The following is a 17,264-nucleotide window of genomic DNA, read 5'->3' as shown; positions in this document are numbered from 1 at the left end:
CCGCCCCGTGCCGCAAAGCGGTAATTATCCCGGAATTTACGCTATTTTGCCGCCTGCTGCAGGCACGTCAAACCGGCCAGGTCTCCAGCCGCCATGCCGAATCCCAGAACATCCATTCATATTGGGAGGCGCGCACGAAGACATCCATCATTGCGGCACGTTCCGTCGGTGATGCGGCGCGGGCGGCGATATCGGTCAGCGCGATCACCTCGCGTGCGCCGGCTGCGAACTGCGGATCGCCATAGGTGTTGATCCATGCCTGGAAAACATTGCCCTCGATAACAGGCCTGTTCTTGATGCCTTCGCCGACATGCCAATAGATCCAGAAGCACGGCAGAATGGCCGAAAGCGCGACGGCATAGGAGCTGTGATAGGCGGTCGCCAGAAGGAAATTCGTATAGGCGAAGCAGGAGGGCGAAGGCTCGGCTGCCGTCACATCGGCGCTCGAAATGCCGAACTGCGAGAGGAAGCCGGCATGCAGGCCCTGCTCGACGGTGATCGCTTTCTGCGCCGAGCCGAGAAAGCGCAGCACCTGCGCATTATCAGGCGCTTTGGCGGCGACGATGGCGAGGCACCGGGCATAATGTTTCAGGTAGATCGCATCCTGCAGGATGTAGTGGCGGAAAACCTCCGGCGGCAGCGTGCCATCCGAAAGCCGCTGCAGCAGCGGCAGCGCTTCGATCTCGGCCATGACAGGTTTGATCCGGTCCCAGGCATCAGCAGTGAAGCTCCCGGTGATTTCCGCATTCTGCATGCTGCCGTCCATGATGTCCTCCGTGTATCGAGCGCCGCCGCCATATATCGGCGGCGCTGCCGTGAAGGCAAGCGGGGAGCAGCGTGAGGCGCACTTGATTCCATTATGAGATAATGTATTTCTCTTATAGTGGAATCAGGAATGCACGATGGAACAGGAACTCGAACAGGCGATCGGCATCCGCATCCGCAAGCTGCGGCTGGAAAAAGGTCTGACGCTGGATGATCTGGCCGAAGTCTCCGGTGTCAGCCGGGCGATGATCTCGCGCATCGAGCGGGCGGAGGCGAGCCCCACCGCCTCGCTGCTGGCAAGGGTCTGCGCCGCCCTCGGCCTGTCGCTCTCGGCCTTCTTCGCGGAGGAGGGACAGCAGGCCTCGCCGCTCGCCCGCCGGCAGGAGCAGCAGGTCTGGCGCGATCCGGAGACCGGTTATCTCAGGCGGGCGGTGTCGGCGCCCGGCACGGCTTCCACCGTCGACATCGTCGAGGTGGAATTTCCCGCCGGCGCCCGCGTCAGCTTCCCGCCGCATGCCGCATCGCATGGCATGACGCAGCATGTTTGGCTCTTCGATGGCGAATTGGAGATGACGGCGGGTGAGACGGTCTATCGGCTGCGTCCCGGCGATTGCCTCTTCATGCCCGTCGGCGAGGGTCATTCCTTTCATAATCCCGGCAACGCGCCGGCGCGCTACTGCGTCGTGCTCGACCGCGGCGGCCGCTAACGATTTTCATTTCAGGAGAAGAACATGCCCGACATTCGCACCCTTTCGGCCGAGGAAGCCCGCGCCGCCATCCCTGATCTTGCGGAGGTGCTTGCCGATTGCGTCGCCGGCGGAGCTTCCGTCGGCTTCATGCAGCCCTATACGCCCGAGGATGCCGAGCCCTACTGGCTAGAAGTCGCCGAGGCGGTCGCCGGCGGCGGCAGCCTGTTGCTGGTCGCCGAACTCGATGGTCGGATCGTCGGCACGGTGCAGGTCGGCGCCGCGCAAATGCCGAACCAGCCGCATCGCGGCGATCTGAAGAAGCTCCTGGTGCATCGCTCCGCCCGCGGCAAAGGCCTCGCCCGCCTGCTGATGGAAGCCGCCGAACGCGAGGCGGCCACCCGCGGCAAAACCCTGCTCGTGCTCGACACGGCAACCGGCAGCGATGCCGAGGCTATCTATCCGCGCCTGGGCTGGCAGCGCGTCGGCGTCATTCCCGATTATGCGCTGTGGCCGGAAGGCGGCTTCTGCGACACCACCCTGTTTTACAAGCGGCTCGGCTGATTGCACTCGTCTCGCTCATGCTGCTCTGACGAATTCGGAAAGAGCGCCGGCCAGCGTCGCGCCTGCTGTCCATTGCGCCGCGTTCCAGCCGAACTGCCGCGCCGCTTCGATATTCATCGCCATGTCGTCGATGAAGGCGATCTCGTTGGGCATGGCCCCGGCCCGCTCGGTCGCCAGCCGGAAGAAGCCGGGCGAAGGCTTGCTGTGGCCGAGCGCTGCGGAATAGAGGATGTCGTCGAAATGGGCGCTGAGGCCCAGTTCCTTCATCAGGTAGTGCGCCCGCCGGTGCTCCTGATTCGTCGCCAGGAAGAGCCTAACACCGCTTTTCCTGAGCAAGGCGAGATCTGTCAGCAGATTGCGGTTAAGGCGCGAATCGTTTTCGAACCAGTAGTCGATCAGCGTCGCAGCGCGGAGATGGGGCGCAATCCTTGCCAGTACGCTGGCGAGCCGTGGCTCCAGCTCGTCGCGGCCGATGATGATGTCGCCCCAGTGGGTCTGGAAGAATTCCCGTTGCAGCAAATCAGGCCGCAGTCCGAGGTCGCGTTCGAGATAAGTGAAGTGGGGCAGCCCATCGGCCGGGCGGCCATGAATGAGCACGCCGTCGACATCGACCATCAGCACTTTCATGCGGAATTTCCTTCGGTCTCGAAACATGGAGAAGGTGCAGTCATCCTCCTTGGCGATCAAGAGTGCCGCGCCGGCTTTTTTGTCGCGGCCGACCCATGTAAACCTCGACTCTCAATTAGCGACAGGATCTGAAATGCGCGTCATCTATTCCGAAGACCACAAGCTGCGCGATGCCAGAACCGAGCTCTATGCCGGCCGGCTGGTGACGCCTTTCGAGGCGCCGTTCCGCGCCGAATGGATCCTCGCGGCGGTGAAGGAAGCAGGCTTTGCCGATGTCGTGGCGCCGGATGCGCACGGCCTGGAAACGGCTGGAAAGGTGCATGATCCCGCCTATCTCGATTTTCTTGCCACAGTCTGGGACCGCTGGGTGGCGGCGGGCTTCGAGGGCGAAGCGATCGCCAATTCATTTCCGGTGCGCCGCACCAGCAGCCGCGTGCCCGACAATATCGTCGGCGCGATCGGCCATTACGCCAATGCCGCCGATACCTCCATCACCCAGGGCTCCTACGAGGCGGCGCTTGCCGCGATGCGATGCGCGATGACGGGCGCGGATTGGCTGAATGCCGGCCACCGTTTCGCCTTCGCGCTCTGCCGTCCGCCCGGTCACCATGCCGGCATCGATCTCTTCGGCGGCTATTGCTTCATCAACAATTCCGGCGTCGCAGCCCAGCGTCTGCTCGATCACGGCGCCAAGAAGGCCGCCGTGCTCGATGTCGATTTTCATCACGGCAACGGCACGCAGGATCTCTTCTACCAGCGCGGCGATGTCTTCACCGCGTCGCTGCATGGCGATCCGATGTTTGCCTTTCCTTACTTCCTCGGCCATGCCGATGAAGAGGGCGAAGGGGAGGGCGCCGGCGCCAACCGCAACTATCCGATGCCGCCCCATACGCCCTGGGAGATCTGGTCTTCCACCCTTGCCGATGCGCTCGCCCGCATCAAGGCCTTCGGCGCGGAGGCGATCGTCCTGGCGCTCGGCGTCGATACGTTCGAGCGAGATCCGATCTCGTTTTTCCAGCTGAAATCGGAAGACTTCATCCGCATGGGAGAGATGATCTCGGCCACCGGCCTGCCCGTCGTCACCTGCATGGAGGGCGGGTACGGGGTGCCGGAAATCGGCCTCAACGTCGCCAATGTCCTCAAGGGCCTGGAAGCCTGATTGCTTGAGATGACCGAGGAGACCCTTCCATCCGATATCCCGACACCGCGCATGCTGAGCTGGGCGCGCAACTCCGCCATCTATCGCTTGGAGCGGCGGATGATGACGGAAAAGCAGCTCTTCGACGCCATCACCCGCAAGGCCAGGGAAAAGTTCGAGGGCATCAGCGCGGCACAACTCAAGGCCGTTGCCGATTTCGCGGTCAAATTTGCCTATGACAATAAGGTGCTCGACGATAGCGCCTATGCGGAGATCAGCACGCGCTCTGCCGTGCGCGGCGGCAAATCGAAGCGTGCCATCGCCCAGAAGCTTGCCGCCAAGGGCGTCTCCAGCGACAAGGTCAAGGCTGCGCTCGGGGAGGCTGACGATCTCTATGCTGCCGCGATATTTGCCCGCAAACGCGCCTTCGGCCCCTTCCGCCGGGTCGAGCTTGACGAAAAACGCAAGGCGAAGGAGCTTTCGGCTTTCGCCCGCAACGGCTTCAGCTTCGACATCGGCAGGAAGGTGTTCGAAATGAGCTTCGAGGACGCCGAAGAGGTCATTCTGGCCGGCCGTCTCTGATATCGCATCAAACCTCTTTCTGGCTGGATAAGAAGTTTGAATTTGTCGCTCGCCCATCGCCTTCGTAAGAAGAGGCGCGATCGGGAGATGAGCATGGAAGAAAAAGCGAATGCCGGCGCAGGCACGCTGAGCGCAGAGGCATCGACGGCATTCGGCGGCGTGGCGGCCGGCGGGCTGATGTGCCTGCTGTCCATGTCGTCAATCCAGTTCGGCGCAGCGCTTTCCTCCTCCGCCATCGCCACCTATGGACCGGCCGGCGCCAGCTGGCTGCGGCTTGCGTTTGCGGCCCTCATCCTGGCCATCGTCGTGCGGCCGCGCATCTCAAGCTACAACAGGGCGCAATGGACGAGCGCTCTGGTTCTCGGCACCACGACGGCGCTGATGACCATGAGCTTCTTCGCGGCGATCGAGCGCATTCCGCTCGGGCTTGCCGTGGCGATCGATTTTCTCGGCCCGCTGTCGGTGGCGACCATCGGTTACGGTCTCGGCCGGCGTCTCGTCTGGCCCCTGCTTGCCGCGCTCGGCGTGCTGGCTCTCGCCCATGATGGGGAAGGCTGGGTCGGCGACATCGAGGGTATTCTCTTCGCGCTCGGCGCAGGAACCGGCTGGGCGATCTATATCATCCTGACGAAAAAGATCGGTGCGAGCTTCAAGGGGCTGGAAGGGCTTTCCATGTCGCTGATGGTCGCCGCGCTGGTCGCGACACCCTTCGGCTTCGCCGGCGCGTTGCCCAAGCTCGATGGTTCCGGCCTGATTGAAATGGTGGGCCTTGCCATTCTCGTGCCGCTGCTGCCCTACACGCTGGAACTGATCGCTCTGCGGCGCATGCCGACAGCCTCCTTCGGCATTCTCATGAGCCTCGAACCGGCGATTGCCGCACTTGCGGGCTTTCTCATCCTGACTCAGCCGATGACGCTGCTGCAGATGGCCGGAACGGCTCTGGTCGTCGCGGCAAGCGCCGGCGCGACCTTTTCGGCGAAGCAGTGAACGATCAGCCCGCTTTTTTCGCCGGATCGTCGAGCGCGGGATTGTAGAACAGCGACAGCGTCAGGCTTTTGGCGATCCGCTCTGCGGTCGCCATGAACCAGGCCTTGGCCTCCGGCGAGGGGGCGACATCGTCGAGCGTCGCGGCAAACAGCGACAGCCATTTCGGAAAAAGATCGGGCGTCAGGTTCTGAACGCCCGTATGCGCCTGCACCGGCTTGCCGCCATAGGCGCCGCTGCGAAAGGCGACGGCCGACCAGAAGCTCTTCATCTTCTGCATATGCTCCGGCCAGCGGCCGGAAAGCCGGGCGTCGAACACTGGGCCGAGATCGGGATGCTCCAGCACTCGTCCGTAAAAAGCCTCGACCAGCCTGTCGATGAAGGCTTCGTCGACGCCCATCGCCCGCATTTCGGCCTCCGCCTTTTCGCGGATCGCCGCGACATGGGCAGGGCGGCCCTGAATTTCTTTGTCCATCATAAACCCCGGCGCCGCATGATGCGGCGCTCTTCATATAGGTGTTTGTGCCAGCGCGCCAAAGCCATGCTTGCAGCTTGCGGCAATCTGTCAGCCGGCCCGTCTGTGCACTTGACCGCCATTGGCTGCTTCTTTAGATTTAGAATAATTCTAAATTATGGAGAATAGTTATGCTGGCGCGATTTTTCAGATCACCGAAACGGTCTTTCGAGTCGCTGTCCGAGCAGGAGATCCTCGCCCTCGCAATCGCCTCCGAGGAAGACGATGCTCGCATCTATCTTGCCTATGCCGACAGGCTCCGGAACGAATTCCCGGCCTCGGCCAAGGTTTTCGAAGATATGGCCGAGGTCGAGGATACGCATCGCAAATCCCTGATCGAGATCCATCGCCAGCGTTTTGGCGAGCGCATCCCGCTGATTCGGCGCGAACATGTGCAGGGCTTCTACGAACGCAAGCCCGACTGGCTGAGGGCAAATCTTTCGCTCGATGCAATACGGCAGGAAACCGAAGCGATGGAGGATCAGGCATACCGTTTCTATATCGAGGCGGCCAAGCAGACCTCGGATGCCTCGACGCGAGAGCTTCTCGGCGATCTCGCGCTCGCCGAACAGGGGCATGAGGATATTGCCCGCATGCTCGGCGACAAACACACGCCCGAAGACGTCAAGCGCGACGAAGACGAGACGGCGCACCGGCAATTCGTGCTGACCTATGTGCAGCCGGGTCTTGCCGGCTTGATGGATGGTTCGGTCTCGACGCTGGCGCCGATCTTCGCCGCCGCCTTTGCCACGCAGGATACCTGGCAGACTTTCCTCGTCGGTCTTTCCGCCTCCGTCGGCGCCGGCATCTCGATGGGTTTCACCGAGGCCGCCCATGACGACGGCAAGATCTCCGGCCGGGGTTCGCCCGTCAAACGCGGCCTTGCCTGCGGCATCATGACGACGCTCGGCGGTCTCGGACATGCCCTGCCTTACCTGATCCCGCATTTCTGGACCGCGACGATCACCGCCGCCGTCATCGTCTTCTTCGAACTCTGGGCGATTGCCTTCATCCAGAACCGTTATATGGAAACGCCCTTCCTTCGCGCCGCCTTCCAGGTCGTCCTTGGCGGCAGCCTGGTTCTCGCCGCCGGTATTCTGATTGGGAATGGGTGAGCTGCGGTCGGGCAAAGCTCGAGCAATCGATCCAGCGAATCGATTGCGGCAGCGAACGCCCGGAGCCATGCGAAGGGCCGAGAGACGGTGCGGCAAACCAATTCCTTATCTCGCGTACAAGGTTGCGGTTCAGCGATCAGCTCCCATTAGGGGCACACCCTGCAGCACCCCAAAAACAAAAAGGCCGGCTTTCGCCGGCCCTTTTCCCCACATCCCCCCGGAAATCCTCAGCGCAGAGCGCCGACCAGAACGTCGCGGCCGTTTTCGATGGTGACCCAGCGGCCGGCATTGTAGCTCGACTGGCGCTTGACGAAGGTATAGGGCGTCCCGAACCACGGCTTCACGTCGGAAGCGAGATTGTCGAGCACGAAATCGCCTTCGGCGGTGCGCAGCGTCAGCACGGCATGGCCTTCGCCATCGGGCTTGCGAACGACGGTCATCAGCAGGTCGGCGGCCGGAACGCCGCGCTGTATCAGGATGCGGCGCTTCAGGAGCGCGAAGTCCTCGCAGTCGCCGGCGGTGGTCGGATAAGCCCAGACCTCGTCCTTGCCGTAGATTTCCTTGTCGGTCATCGGGGTGATCGTGCGATTGACCATGGCATTGACCGAACGGACGAGCGACCATTTCGCCGGGTCCATCTCGATCGGGCCGGAATTGCGGTTTGCGCCGCATTCGTTGCGGTGAATCTGACAGAAATCGTAGTGGCCGATCGGTTGGGAAGTGGCATTGCCTGTTACCATGGAAGCATTTCTGCTTGGTGCCGGGATGGCGGCAGTCGCCATCGCAAACACGGCCATCATGGCCACGAAGATACCCTTGATCCGCACGCCCGCTCTTCCTCGCATCGCCCCTTAATTATTAACAAAGTGTTAATGGAGAGGGCCGAGAAGAGTCAATCGTTACTTCTTAGGAGGACCTGGCAACTCGCCGACATGGTTAAAATGCAACGGAACCGGGAACTTGCTTCGGGGTGATCGCCTCCGCCCTCAAGCGGGCTTTTCTCTATTTGCCGATGAGCGGAGGATGCCTTTGACGGCGCTGACGAGAAGCGCGATGTCGCCGGGACGGGAAAGGCGGTGGTCGCCGTCGCGAATGAGGGTCAGCACAACGTCGTCGGCCGGAAGATGCTCGACGAGTTTCATTGCATGCTGATGCGGCACGTCGGGGTCCTTCATGCCCTGGAGGATATGCACCGGGCAGCCGGTCTCGATGATGCCGTCCAGCACCCGGTTTTCGCGGCCGTCCTCGATCAGCGCCCTGGTATAGATGTTCGGTTCCGGGCTGTATTGCGAGCGCTCTTCGAAATAGCCGCGCTCTGCAAGCGACTTCTGCTCCTTGGCCGTCAGGTGCGGCTCGATCAGTTCGGAGGTGAAATCCGGCGCAGGCGCGATCAACGCCATGCCTTGGAGTTTTGTTCCGCCCTGCCGCGCAAGCTCCTGCGCCAGCCTGAGCGCGATCCAGCCGCCCATCGAGGAGCCGACGAGGAGCACGCGTTCAGGCGCGGCATGACGCAGCACGGCAATGGCCTCTTCCAGCCAGCGGGAGATCGTTCCGTCGCGGAAGCTGCCGCCGGACAGTCCGTGGCCGGAATAGTCGAAACGAATGCAAGCGAGGCCGAGCTCGGCGGCCAAGCCGTCGAGTTCCACCGCCTTGGTGCCGCTCATGTCGGAACGATAGCCGGACAGCCAGACGAGCGCCGGCGTGTCTTCGCCGGCTTGCGCCGGGCGGACGAGGAGAGCGATTTCACGCGCCGCTTCGCCTTCGCCGACCGTCAGGAATTGCGGCGCGGGATTGGGCTTCTGATCGGACATCGGTCAACTCCTGTTGTTTTGGCCTATAAAACAGATTCTTGGCAGGCTGACAGCAGGTGATTTTTCCGCTAAAGGATGATATTGACTCCGTTGCAGCGATAACGAGACACGTTGGTGCACCCTCACCGGGAGCGCGCGGCTGCAACGTTCCGAAACAACGCGAGGAGAATACGACCATTCGCAGACCTTTTAAGACCGATGCGCCCGTGAAGGACGGCCCGCGCTCGAACCGTGAAATCCGCATTCCCAAAGTTCAGCTGATCGCGGCTGACGGACAGAATATGGGCATCGTGCCCACCGACCAGGCCTTGAGAATGGCTGAGGAAGCCGGCCTCGATCTCGTCGAAATTTCCCCCAACGCCGAACCGCCGGTGTGCAAGATCCTCGATCTGGGCAAGCTGAAATATGCCAACCAGAAGAAGGCTGCCGAAGCGCGTAAGAAGCAGAAGATCGTCGAAGTCAAAGAAATCAAGATGCGCCCGAACATCGACACCCATGATTATGAGGTGAAGATGAAGGCGATGGGCCGCTTCTTCGATGAAGGCGATAAGGTCAAGGTGACGCTGAAGTTCCGCGGCCGCGAAATGGCCCACCAGGAACTCGGCATGAAGCTTCTGCAGCAGGTCAAGGCCGATACGCTTGAGATCGCCAAGGTGGAAGCCGAGCCCAAGCTCGAAGGCCGCCAGATGATGATGGTGCTGGCGCCGAAGTAAGCGCCAGATACCCTTTTGCCCAAGGCCGTCCGCAAGGGCGGCTTTTGTGCTTTCGGTAATGTGCATTGGGTCGGCGAAGATTCCTCTCGGCCCCCGTTGCACTTTCATGACGCTGCGGTTATAAGCGCGCGTCCGAACTGACCGGCAGGGCATGCCGTGGCAGTTTCGAATGCTTGCGGAACGGTTCGTCGCCGATGCCGCAGATCAACAACAAACGCTCCCGCACCTTGTTGCGACGGCCGGAGAACCGGACTTCGCGAGGAGGGCTTTTTGATGAAGCGCGCAGGGAGGACAGAAACGGAGTAGCAAAATGCCCAAGATGAAGACGAAGTCCTCTGCCAAGAAGCGGTTCAAGATCACCGCTACCGGCAAGGTCAAGGCGGCTGCCGCCGGCAAGCGCCATGGCATGATCAAGCGCACGAACAAGTTCATTCGCGATGCACGCGGTACCATGGTTCTGGCAGAACCCGATGGCCGCAAGGTCGTGAAGAACTATCTGCCGAACGGTCTCTGAGACTATTCCGGTAACGCGTTAGATTAAGGAGATCATGAAATGGCACGTGTAAAAAGAGGCGTCGCTGCCCACGCCAAGCACAAGAAGGTTCTGAAGCAGGCCAAGGGCTTCTACGGCCGCCGCAAGAACACCATCCGTACCGCCAAGGCTGCCGTCGATCGCGCCAAGCAGTACGCATACCGCGACCGCAAGGTCAACAAGCGCAACTTCCGCGCCCTCTGGATCCAGCGTATCAACGCTGCCGTCCGCGAATTCGGCCTGACCTATGGCCGCTTCATCGACGGCCTGAACAAGGCTGGTATCGAAGTCGACCGCAAGGTTCTCTCCGACATGGCGATCCATGAGCCGGAAGCATTCGGTGCGCTGGTTGCTGCCGCCAAGAAGGCCCTTGAATACCTCAAGGAAACCGGCACGGCTAACGAGTTTGAGGGCGCGGTTCGTTAACCAGCGCTTCCCAAGCTTTGAAGTTATGATTTTGGGAAACCCGCGCTGGTTTGGGCTAGTGCGGGTTTTTCTTTCTTTATATTCCTTGCGCCGGTCGGCGCCACCTGCCTCCCGATCCCCCGCCTGATACTGGACGGAAAGAAGTGACAATGTCAGATATCGACCAGCTCAACTCATCGCTGCTCGCGGAAATCGCTGCTGCCAATGACGAGGCAGCCCTGGAAGCCGTGCGCGTGTCCGCTCTCGGCAAGAAGGGTTCCATCTCGGAGCTCCTGAAGACGCTCGGCGCCATGACGACGGAGGAACGCCAGACCCGGGGTGCGGCGATCAACGCCCTGAAGAATGCGGTGACGGACGCCATTGCCGAGCGCAAGTCGGTACTGAAAGTTGCGGCTGTCAATGCGCGGCTGAAGGCCGAGACGATCGACGTCAGCCTGCCGGTGCGCTCCTCGCCCGCCGAGCGCGGCCGCATCCATCCGATCAGCCAGATCGTCGATGAGATCACCGCGATCTTCGCCGACATGGGTTTCTCGATCGCCGAAGGTCCCGATATCGAGACCGACTACTACAATTTCACCGCGCTGAATTTCCCCGAAGGCCATCCGGCCCGCGAGATGCACGACACCTTCTTCTTCAATCCGGACGAAAACGGTGAGCGCAAGGTGCTGCGCACGCACACCTCGCCCGTGCAGGTGCGCACCATGGAGACGCAGAAGCCGCCGATCCGCATCATCATCCCCGGCAAGACCTATCGCCAGGATTCGGACGCCACGCATTCGCCGATGTTCCATCAGGTCGAGGGCCTGGTCATCGACAAGAAGGCCAATGTCGCCAATATCCGCTGGGTGCTCGAGGAGTTCTGCAAGACCTTCTTCGAGGTCGACAGCGTGACGATGCGCTTCCGCCCGTCCTTCTTCCCCTTCACCGAGCCCTCCTTCGAGGTCGATATCCAGTGCGACCGCTCCGGCCCGATCGTCAAGTTCGGCGAAGGCACCGACTGGATGGAGATCCTCGGCTGCGGCATGGTCCACCCGAACGTGCTGCGCTACGGCGGCCTCGATCCGGACGAATATCAGGGTTTTGCCTGGGGCATGGGCCTCGATCGCATCGCCATGCTGAAATATGGCATGCCCGACCTGCGCGACTTCTTCAATGCCGACGTCCGCTGGATGACGCATTACGGCTTCCGCCCGCTCGACATGCCGACGCTGTTCGGCGGCCTCAGCGCTTGAACGGAGAATTGGAACGATGAAATTCACGCTCTCCTGGCTGAAAGAGCATCTGGAAACGGATGCCACGCTCGATGAAATCTGCACCCGCCTGACCGAGATCGGTCTGGAGGTGGAGGATGTCGACGACAAGGCGGCCTTCAAGCCCTTCGTTATCGCCAAGGTCCTGTCGGCGGAAAAACATCCGCAGGCCGACCGCCTCAAGGTGCTGATGGTCGACACCGGCGCCGGTGCGCCGGTCCAGGTCGTCTGCGGCGCCCCGAATGCGCGCGCCGGCCTCGTCGGCGCCTTCGCAGCACCCGGAACCTATGTTCCGGGCATCGACGTGACCCTTGCCGTCGGCAATATCCGCGGCGTCGAAAGCCGCGGCATGATGTGCTCCGAAAAGGAACTGCAGATCTCCGACAGTCACGACGGCATCATCGATCTGCCGGACGATGCGCCGGTCGGAAAGAGCTATGCCGCCTATGCGCATCTCGACGACCCGGTCATCGAAATCAATCTGACGCCGAATCGGCCGGACTGCACGTCGATCCGCGGCATCGCCCGCGATCTCGCCGCTTCAGGTCTCGGCACGCTGAAGACACGGGCCGTGCCGAGCTTCGCCGTCGAAGGCGATACACCGGTCAAGCTGACGCTCGATCTTGACGATCCGAAGCTCTGCCCCGGCTTTTCGCTCCGCCTCGTGCGCGGTGTCAGGAACGGCCCGAGCCCGCGCTGGATGCAGCAGCGGCTCCTCGCCATCGGCCTGCGCCCCATCAATGCGCTGGTCGATATCACCAATTACATGACCTTCGATCAGGGCCGGCCGATGCATGTCTTCGACGCCGCCAAGGTCACTGGCAACCTTACCGTCCGCCGCGCCAGGGAAGGCGAGACCGTGCTGGCGCTCGACCAGCGCGAATACAAGCTTGGTCCGAACAACGTCGTCATATCAGATGAAGACGGGATCGAATCGATCGGCGGCATCATGGGCGGCGAACATTCCGGCTGCGACGAGAACACCGTCGACGTGCTGATCGAGTCGGCCCTCTGGGACCCGATGAACATCGCCAAATCTGGCCGCAGCCTCGGCATCATCACCGATGCCCGCTACCGTTTCGAACGCGGCGTCGATCCGGAATATATGGTTCCGGGCCTCGAACGCACGACGGAACTGGTGCTTGAGCTCTGCGGCGGCACGGCCGCGAGGGCCGAGGTCGTCGGCTATAAGGGCTATGAGCCGAAGGTCGTCGATTTCCCCTATTCCGAGGTCAAGCGCCTGACGGGCCTGGAGGTCTCGACGGAGGAAAGCAACGCCATCCTCGCGCGCCTCGGCTTCACGGTTTCCGGCTCCGGCGAACGCGTTTCGGTCTCGGTTCCCTCATGGCGCCCCGATGTCGACGGCAAGGCCGATCTCGTTGAGGAAGTCATGCGCATCCACGGCGTCGACAATATCAAGCCGGCGCCGCTCGAAAGCCATGCCGCCGTCAACGGCAGGATCCTGACGACGCTGCAGATCCGCACCCGCGCGGCCAAGCGCGCCCTTGCCTCGCGCGGCATGCTGGAGGCCGTCACCTGGTCCTTCATTCCGGAAGATCAGGCAAAGCTCTTCGGCGGCGGTTCCGCCGCCCTGAAGCTCGCCAATCCGATCGCCGCCGAAATGTCGGATATGCGCCCCTCGCTGCTGCCGGGCCTGCTGACGGCTGCGCAGCGCAATGCCGACAAGGGCTATGGCGACGTGGCGATCTTCGAAGTCTCGGGCACTTATGAGAACGACCGGCCGGAAGGCCAGCGTCGCGTCGCCGGCGGCATCCGCCGCGGCACGGCCTCGCTCGCCGGCGCGGGCCGCATGTGGTCGAATACGGTGAAGGGCGGCGGCAAGCCGGTCGACGTCTTCGACGCCAAGGCCGATGCCCTTGCCGTCATCGAAGCCTCTGGCCTGCCGATGGGCAACATCCAGATCGAGCAGGGTGGTCCGGAATGGTATCACCCGGGCCGCTCCGGCACGATCAAGATGGGGCCGAAAGTCGTGCTCGGTTATTTCGGCGAATTCCACCCGCTGACGCTGGAAGCCCTCGATGTCTCCGGTGCTCTCTGCGGCTTCGAAGTCTACCTCGATGCTATGGCCGAACCGAAGAAGAAGGCGACGCGCACCAAGCAGGCGCTCGATCTTTCGCCCTTCCAGGCGGTCAAGCGCGACTTCGCCTTCGTCGTCGACAAGACGATCGAAGCAGGCGCCGTCATGAAGGCTGCGACCGGCGCCGACCGCAAGCTTATCACCGGCGTCAACGTCTTCGACATCTTCGAAGGCGCATCGGTCGGCGAGGGCAAGAAGTCGGTGGCGATCGAAGTTCAGATCCAGCCGGTCGAGCGCACGCTGACGGACGAGGATTTCGAAGCCCTGACGCAGAAAATCGTCGCGAGCGTCATGAAATTCACCGGCGGTGTCCTCAGAAGCTGATCTTTCGGATCCTGATGAAAGCAAGGGACCGGTTGCCGAGGCAGCCGGTCTTTTCATCTGTGCAGATGATAGAGCTTGCTGACGATCACCCAGCGGCCATCGATCTTCAGCAAGGAGAGATAGTCGGTAAAGCGCATGCCGGCGAAATCGTCGGTGACCTTGACGCTTGCCGCGTCGCCTTCGACATCGACGTTCTGGATGTCCATAAAGGGTTGTGTGCCGGGCGGGGCGGGCTCCTCCGCCAGGATCGCGGCGATGAATTCGTCCCGCGTCAGCCATTCGACGGCATTCTGGTAATAGCCGATAATCGAGCTTTGCGGGTGAAAGGCCTTTTTCAAAGCGGCCGCGTTGGCGAAGGCCATGCCTTCGACATAGAGATGAACCGTCTGTTCGACTGCCTGCCTGTCCGACATCTTGTCATCCCGTTCTCCGAGATGAAGTTAGATAGTTTTGCCGGCCGCGAAGGCAAGCCCGGCCGGTGTAAACCGGCCAGGCTCCACGGTTCACAGATTCGTCATGGCAAGCGAGGCATCCGAATAGCGCTTGCCGGCTACGTGCCCGGCAGGGATTGCCTTGTCCAGCTTCTCAAGTTCCTCGACGCTGAGCGTGATATCGGCGGCGGCGACGTTCTGTTCCAGGTGATGGATCTTGCGCGCGCCGGGGATCGGCACGATGTCGTCTCCCTGGTTCAGCACCCAAGCCAGTGCCAACTGTGCCGCCGTCACGTCCTTCTCGGCGGCAAGCTCTTCCAGCGTTGCGACAAGAGCCGCATTCGCATCGAAATTCTCCGCCTGGAAACGCGGCACCTGCCGGCGGAAATCGTCGGCGGCGAGATCCTCGACTTTGCGGATCGCTCCGGTGAGAAAACCGCGGCCAAGCGGGCTGTAGGGCACGAAGCCGATGCCGAGTTCGCGGCAGGTGGCAAGCACGTCCTCTTCGGGATCGCGTGTCCACAGAGAATACTCGCTCTGCAGTGCCGCGATCGGATGGACGGCATGCGCGCGGCGGATGGTGGCGCTGCCGGCTTCCGATAGACCGAGCGCGCGCACCTTTCCCTCCCTCACCAGCTCGGCCATGACACCGACCGTCTCCTCGATCGGCACGTTGGGATCGACCCGATGCTGGTAGAAGAGATCGATGGTCTCGATCCCAAGGCGTTTCAGCGAGGCTTCGGCCACGGCCCGCACATGCTCGGGGCGGCTGTCGACGCCGGCGATGGCGGCAGCGCCCGCCTTACTGGTATCGATCTTGAAGCCGAATTTGGTGGCGATCACGATGCGGTCGCGAACCGGCTTCAGCGCTTTTCCGAGAAGAACCTCGTTGGTGAAAGGACCATAGACCTCGGCAGTGTCGAAGAAGGTGACGCCGAGATCGACGGCGCGATTGAGCGTCCTCACCGATTCCGCTTCGTCGCTGGCGCCATAGGCGAAGCTCATGCCCATGCAGCCGAGGCCGACGGCAGAGACGGTCAGATCGTTTCCGAGTTTTCGGGTTTTCATGATGCGCTCCTTTTCTGAGCTGATTGAACCTGTGAAGGGATCAAAGCGGTACGGACAAACCATATCGGCGCAGCATCAGTCAGAAAACACATGCAGTTTATAACAAGCCGTTCTATAATTTCGATCAATGAACAGGACCCAGCTCGCGCAACTTGCCGTTCTCGCCGCCGTCGCGGAGCACCGCAGCTTCCGGGCCGCGGCCAAGGAACTGCTCGTCGCGCCCTCGGCGGTCAGCCATGCCATATCGAGCCTGGAGGAGAGTCTCGGTGTGCGGCTTCTGGCACGCACCACCCGCAGTGTGGCGCCGACCGAGGAAGGCCGCCTGCTTCTCGAAAGGCTGCGTCCGGCGCTCGAGGAGATCGGCATCGCGCTGGAAGCCGTCAATGATGCGCGCGGCAAGCCGGCCGGAAACCTGCGCATCACCGCGCCGCGCTTCGCTTCCGATATCCTGCTTGCCCCGCGCCTCGGCGATTTTCTCAATCTCTATCCCGATATCACGCTGGAGATCGCCAACGAGGATGGCTTCATCGATATCGTCAAGGAGGGTTTCGACGCCGGCATCCGGCTGGAGGAGAGCCTGGAGGCCGATATGATCGCGGTCAGGATCTCGCCCAATCTGACGACCGTCATCGCCGCTTCGCCGGAATATTTCGAGCGCTACCCGAAGCCGGAGCATCCACGCGATCTCATCCGCCACCGCTGCATCAAACGGCGCTTCACCAACGGCTCCATCTATCGCTGGGAATTCGAGAAGGACGGACAGGAACTGATCGTTGCGGTCGATGGGCCGCTTATTGTCAGCGAGGACCGGTTGGCTCTCCTTGCGGCGCTGAATGGCGCCGGTCTTGCCTATCTCTTCGACACGCGAGTGCATTCCGAACTGGCGGCGGGCAGGCTCGTGCGGGTGCTGGAGGATTGGTGCGCCCCCTATCCGGGGCCGTTCGTCTATTATCCGAGCCGGCGTCAGATGCGGCCGGCACTGCGCGCCTTCATCGATTTCTTCCGGTATGTGGAGAGGGATGCGGGCGGCCGGTAAGGCTTATCGGCCGCCCATTCCCGTCATTGCGTCAGGCAGCCTTCGCCTTCTGGTTTGCCGCCGTTGTCGCAAGCTGCGAGAGGGTCTTGTCGGTCGCCGTCTCTTCCTGCAGCGTCTGGTCGAGCAAAGCGACGACATCCTTGAGGCCGAGCGTCGCGGCCCAAGTCTTCAGCGTGCCGTAGCGGGCGATTTCATAATGCTCGACGGCTTGCGCTGCCGAGATCAGGCCTGCGTCGAGCGCCGCCGTGCCCTTGAATTCTTCCATGATCTCTTCGCCTTCGGCGATAATGCCCTGGATTGCCTCGCAGGTCTTGCCCTGGGCGCGCTTGCCGATCTTCTCGAAAACCTGCTGCAGGCGCTCGACCTGACCCTCGGTCTCTTCGCGGTGCTTCTCGAAGCCCTTCTTCAGTTCGGGGGACTGGGCGGCGCGCGCCATCTTCGGCAGCGCGCGCAGAATCTGCCGCTCGGCGAAATAGATGTCCTTAAGCGTGTCGTAGAAGAGATCTTCCAACGTCTTTTCCTTGGCCATTTTCTCGATCCTTGTTCTGGGAAAGGCCGCGAATGCGGCGACACATTAAGAAGAAAAGATCGCGCAAATTG

Annotated in this window: 20 protein-coding genes; 12 read left to right on the top strand and 8 right to left on the bottom strand. The window is 61.9% G+C overall.

Going from position 1 to position 17,264, the window contains the following annotated elements; translation table 11 throughout:
- Positions 1-67 precede the first annotated feature (67 nt).
- The gene (gene tenA, locus ATY77_RS05900; protein ID WP_088686526.1) at positions 68-766 is read right to left on the bottom strand and encodes a thiaminase II; all 699 of its coding nucleotides are present in this window, start codon (positions 764-766) and stop codon (positions 68-70) included.
- Positions 767-902: 136 nt separating this feature from the next.
- On the opposite strand from tenA, the gene ATY77_RS05895 reads away from it, so the two are divergent.
- Together ATY77_RS05895 and ATY77_RS05890 are read left to right on the top strand one after the other, a co-directional pair.
- Entirely contained in the window at positions 903-1,472 is a 570-nt protein-coding gene (locus tag ATY77_RS05895; RefSeq protein WP_088686525.1) for an XRE family transcriptional regulator, read from the top strand.
- A 24-nt stretch (positions 1,473-1,496) separates the two neighbouring features.
- On the top strand, positions 1,497-2,015 hold the full coding sequence (locus ATY77_RS05890) for a GNAT family N-acetyltransferase (RefSeq protein ID WP_088686524.1): 519 nt from the start codon (positions 1,497-1,499) through the stop codon (positions 2,013-2,015).
- 15 nt (positions 2,016-2,030) lie between these two features.
- Here ATY77_RS05890 and ATY77_RS05885 read toward each other — a convergent pair whose 3' ends face one another.
- Entirely contained in the window at positions 2,031-2,642 is a 612-nt protein-coding gene (locus tag ATY77_RS05885) for an HAD-IA family hydrolase (protein ID WP_088686523.1), read from the bottom strand.
- Positions 2,643-2,775: 133 nt separating this feature from the next.
- Between ATY77_RS05885 and ATY77_RS05880 the strand changes: the two genes are divergently transcribed.
- From ATY77_RS05880 to ATY77_RS05870, 3 genes are all read left to right on the top strand, one after another.
- On the top strand, positions 2,776-3,801 hold the full coding sequence (locus tag ATY77_RS05880; protein ID WP_088686522.1) for a histone deacetylase family protein: 1,026 nt from the start codon (positions 2,776-2,778) through the stop codon (positions 3,799-3,801).
- Between the two features lie 9 nt (positions 3,802-3,810).
- Positions 3,811-4,362 carry a recombination regulator RecX gene (gene recX, locus ATY77_RS05875; RefSeq protein ID WP_088686689.1) on the top strand — a complete coding sequence of 184 codons (552 nt, stop codon included), beginning with the start codon at positions 3,811-3,813 and terminating at the stop codon, positions 4,360-4,362.
- Between the two features lie 93 nt (positions 4,363-4,455).
- A complete protein-coding gene (locus ATY77_RS05870) occupies positions 4,456-5,349 on the top strand; it encodes an EamA family transporter (RefSeq protein ID WP_088686521.1) in 894 nt (297 codons plus the stop codon).
- Positions 5,350-5,353: 4 nt separating this feature from the next.
- Here ATY77_RS05870 and ATY77_RS05865 read toward each other — a convergent pair whose 3' ends face one another.
- Positions 5,354-5,821 (bottom strand): truncated hemoglobin, encoded by a 468-nt coding sequence (locus tag ATY77_RS05865; protein ID WP_088686688.1) that lies wholly within the window; start codon positions 5,819-5,821, stop codon positions 5,354-5,356.
- 170 nt (positions 5,822-5,991) lie between these two features.
- Here ATY77_RS05865 and mbfA point away from each other — a divergent pair, with 170 nt between their 5' ends.
- Positions 5,992-6,975, top strand: coding sequence for an iron exporter MbfA (gene mbfA, locus ATY77_RS05860; RefSeq protein WP_088676512.1), 984 nt, complete (start codon positions 5,992-5,994; stop codon positions 6,973-6,975).
- A 227-nt stretch (positions 6,976-7,202) separates the two neighbouring features.
- On the opposite strand, the gene ATY77_RS05855 is transcribed toward mbfA, so the two are convergent.
- Both ATY77_RS05855 and ATY77_RS05850 read right to left on the bottom strand, forming a co-directional pair.
- A complete protein-coding gene (locus tag ATY77_RS05855; protein ID WP_088686520.1) occupies positions 7,203-7,802 on the bottom strand; it encodes a transglutaminase-like cysteine peptidase in 600 nt (199 codons plus the stop codon).
- A 159-nt stretch (positions 7,803-7,961) separates the two neighbouring features.
- On the bottom strand, positions 7,962-8,786 hold the full coding sequence (locus ATY77_RS05850; RefSeq protein ID WP_088686519.1) for an alpha/beta hydrolase: 825 nt from the start codon (positions 8,784-8,786) through the stop codon (positions 7,962-7,964).
- Positions 8,787-8,962: 176 nt separating this feature from the next.
- On the opposite strand from ATY77_RS05850, the gene infC reads away from it, so the two are divergent.
- The 5 genes from infC (at position 8,963) to pheT (ending at position 14,129) form a co-directional block, all read left to right on the top strand.
- Positions 8,963-9,499, top strand: coding sequence for a translation initiation factor IF-3 (infC, locus tag ATY77_RS05845; RefSeq protein ID WP_082928759.1), 537 nt, complete (start codon positions 8,963-8,965; stop codon positions 9,497-9,499).
- A gap of 310 nt (positions 9,500-9,809) precedes the next feature.
- Positions 9,810-10,013, top strand: coding sequence for a 50S ribosomal protein L35 (gene rpmI, locus ATY77_RS05840; protein WP_004108077.1), 204 nt, complete (start codon positions 9,810-9,812; stop codon positions 10,011-10,013).
- A 39-nt stretch (positions 10,014-10,052) separates the two neighbouring features.
- The gene (gene rplT / locus ATY77_RS05835; protein WP_064693455.1) at positions 10,053-10,457 is read left to right on the top strand and encodes a 50S ribosomal protein L20; all 405 of its coding nucleotides are present in this window, start codon (positions 10,053-10,055) and stop codon (positions 10,455-10,457) included.
- A 149-nt stretch (positions 10,458-10,606) separates the two neighbouring features.
- A complete protein-coding gene (gene pheS, locus ATY77_RS05830; RefSeq protein WP_088686518.1) occupies positions 10,607-11,689 on the top strand; it encodes a phenylalanine--tRNA ligase subunit alpha in 1,083 nt (360 codons plus the stop codon).
- Positions 11,690-11,705: 16 nt separating this feature from the next.
- Complete coding sequence (gene pheT, locus ATY77_RS05825) at positions 11,706-14,129, top strand: phenylalanine--tRNA ligase subunit beta (RefSeq protein WP_088686517.1); 2,424 nt, start codon at positions 11,706-11,708, stop codon at positions 14,127-14,129.
- Between the two features lie 53 nt (positions 14,130-14,182).
- Here the strand turns inward: pheT and ATY77_RS05820 are convergent, their stop codons facing one another.
- Together ATY77_RS05820 and ATY77_RS05815 are read right to left on the bottom strand one after the other, a co-directional pair.
- Positions 14,183-14,542, bottom strand: a complete 360-nt coding sequence (locus ATY77_RS05820; RefSeq protein WP_088676518.1) for a nuclear transport factor 2 family protein — start codon at positions 14,540-14,542, stop codon at positions 14,183-14,185.
- Between the two features lie 90 nt (positions 14,543-14,632).
- Positions 14,633-15,628 (bottom strand): aldo/keto reductase, encoded by a 996-nt coding sequence (locus ATY77_RS05815; protein ID WP_088686516.1) that lies wholly within the window; start codon positions 15,626-15,628, stop codon positions 14,633-14,635.
- Between the two features lie 127 nt (positions 15,629-15,755).
- Here ATY77_RS05815 and ATY77_RS05810 point away from each other — a divergent pair, with 127 nt between their 5' ends.
- Complete coding sequence (locus tag ATY77_RS05810; RefSeq protein WP_088686515.1) at positions 15,756-16,664, top strand: LysR family transcriptional regulator; 909 nt, start codon at positions 15,756-15,758, stop codon at positions 16,662-16,664.
- A 31-nt stretch (positions 16,665-16,695) separates the two neighbouring features.
- Here the strand turns inward: ATY77_RS05810 and ATY77_RS05805 are convergent, their stop codons facing one another.
- On the bottom strand, positions 16,696-17,193 hold the full coding sequence (locus tag ATY77_RS05805; protein WP_088676521.1) for a ferritin-like domain-containing protein: 498 nt from the start codon (positions 17,191-17,193) through the stop codon (positions 16,696-16,698).
- Positions 17,194-17,264: the final 71 nt, after the last annotated feature.

The organism is Rhizobium sp. R634, assembly GCF_002211305.1.
Classification (GTDB): domain Bacteria; phylum Pseudomonadota; class Alphaproteobacteria; order Rhizobiales; family Rhizobiaceae; genus Rhizobium.
The sequence above is the reverse complement of the archived record's forward strand: the minus strand, read 5'-3'. Positions and strand labels throughout refer to the sequence as shown.

Bases quoted from the DNA above. Each gene is read 5' to 3' on its own strand.
- tenA (WP_088686526.1), bottom strand. From the start codon at position 766: ATGGACGGCAGCATGCAGAATGCGGAAATCACCGGGAGCTTCACTGCT.
- ATY77_RS05895 (WP_088686525.1), top strand. From the start codon at position 903: ATGGAACAGGAACTCGAACAGGCGATCGGCATCCGCATCCGCAAGCTG.
- ATY77_RS05890 (WP_088686524.1), top strand. From the start codon at position 1,497: ATGCCCGACATTCGCACCCTTTCGGCCGAGGAAGCCCGCGCCGCCATC.
- ATY77_RS05885 (WP_088686523.1), bottom strand. From the start codon at position 2,642: ATGAAAGTGCTGATGGTCGATGTCGACGGCGTGCTCATTCATGGCCGC.
- ATY77_RS05880 (WP_088686522.1), top strand. From the start codon at position 2,776: ATGCGCGTCATCTATTCCGAAGACCACAAGCTGCGCGATGCCAGAACC.
- recX (WP_088686689.1), top strand. From the start codon at position 3,811: ATGACCGAGGAGACCCTTCCATCCGATATCCCGACACCGCGCATGCTG.
- ATY77_RS05870 (WP_088686521.1), top strand. From the start codon at position 4,456: ATGGAAGAAAAAGCGAATGCCGGCGCAGGCACGCTGAGCGCAGAGGCA.
- ATY77_RS05865 (WP_088686688.1), bottom strand. From the start codon at position 5,821: ATGGACAAAGAAATTCAGGGCCGCCCTGCCCATGTCGCGGCGATCCGC.
- mbfA (WP_088676512.1), top strand. From the start codon at position 5,992: ATGCTGGCGCGATTTTTCAGATCACCGAAACGGTCTTTCGAGTCGCTG.
- ATY77_RS05850 (WP_088686519.1), bottom strand. From the start codon at position 8,786: ATGTCCGATCAGAAGCCCAATCCCGCGCCGCAATTCCTGACGGTCGGC.
- rpmI (WP_004108077.1), top strand. From the start codon at position 9,810: ATGCCCAAGATGAAGACGAAGTCCTCTGCCAAGAAGCGGTTCAAGATC.
- rplT (WP_064693455.1), top strand. From the start codon at position 10,053: ATGGCACGTGTAAAAAGAGGCGTCGCTGCCCACGCCAAGCACAAGAAG.
- pheS (WP_088686518.1), top strand. From the start codon at position 10,607: ATGTCAGATATCGACCAGCTCAACTCATCGCTGCTCGCGGAAATCGCT.
- pheT (WP_088686517.1), top strand. From the start codon at position 11,706: ATGAAATTCACGCTCTCCTGGCTGAAAGAGCATCTGGAAACGGATGCC.
- ATY77_RS05820 (WP_088676518.1), bottom strand. From the start codon at position 14,542: ATGTCGGACAGGCAGGCAGTCGAACAGACGGTTCATCTCTATGTCGAA.
- ATY77_RS05815 (WP_088686516.1), bottom strand. From the start codon at position 15,628: ATGAAAACCCGAAAACTCGGAAACGATCTGACCGTCTCTGCCGTCGGC.
- ATY77_RS05810 (WP_088686515.1), top strand. From the start codon at position 15,756: ATGAACAGGACCCAGCTCGCGCAACTTGCCGTTCTCGCCGCCGTCGCG.
- ATY77_RS05805 (WP_088676521.1), bottom strand. From the start codon at position 17,193: ATGGCCAAGGAAAAGACGTTGGAAGATCTCTTCTACGACACGCTTAAG.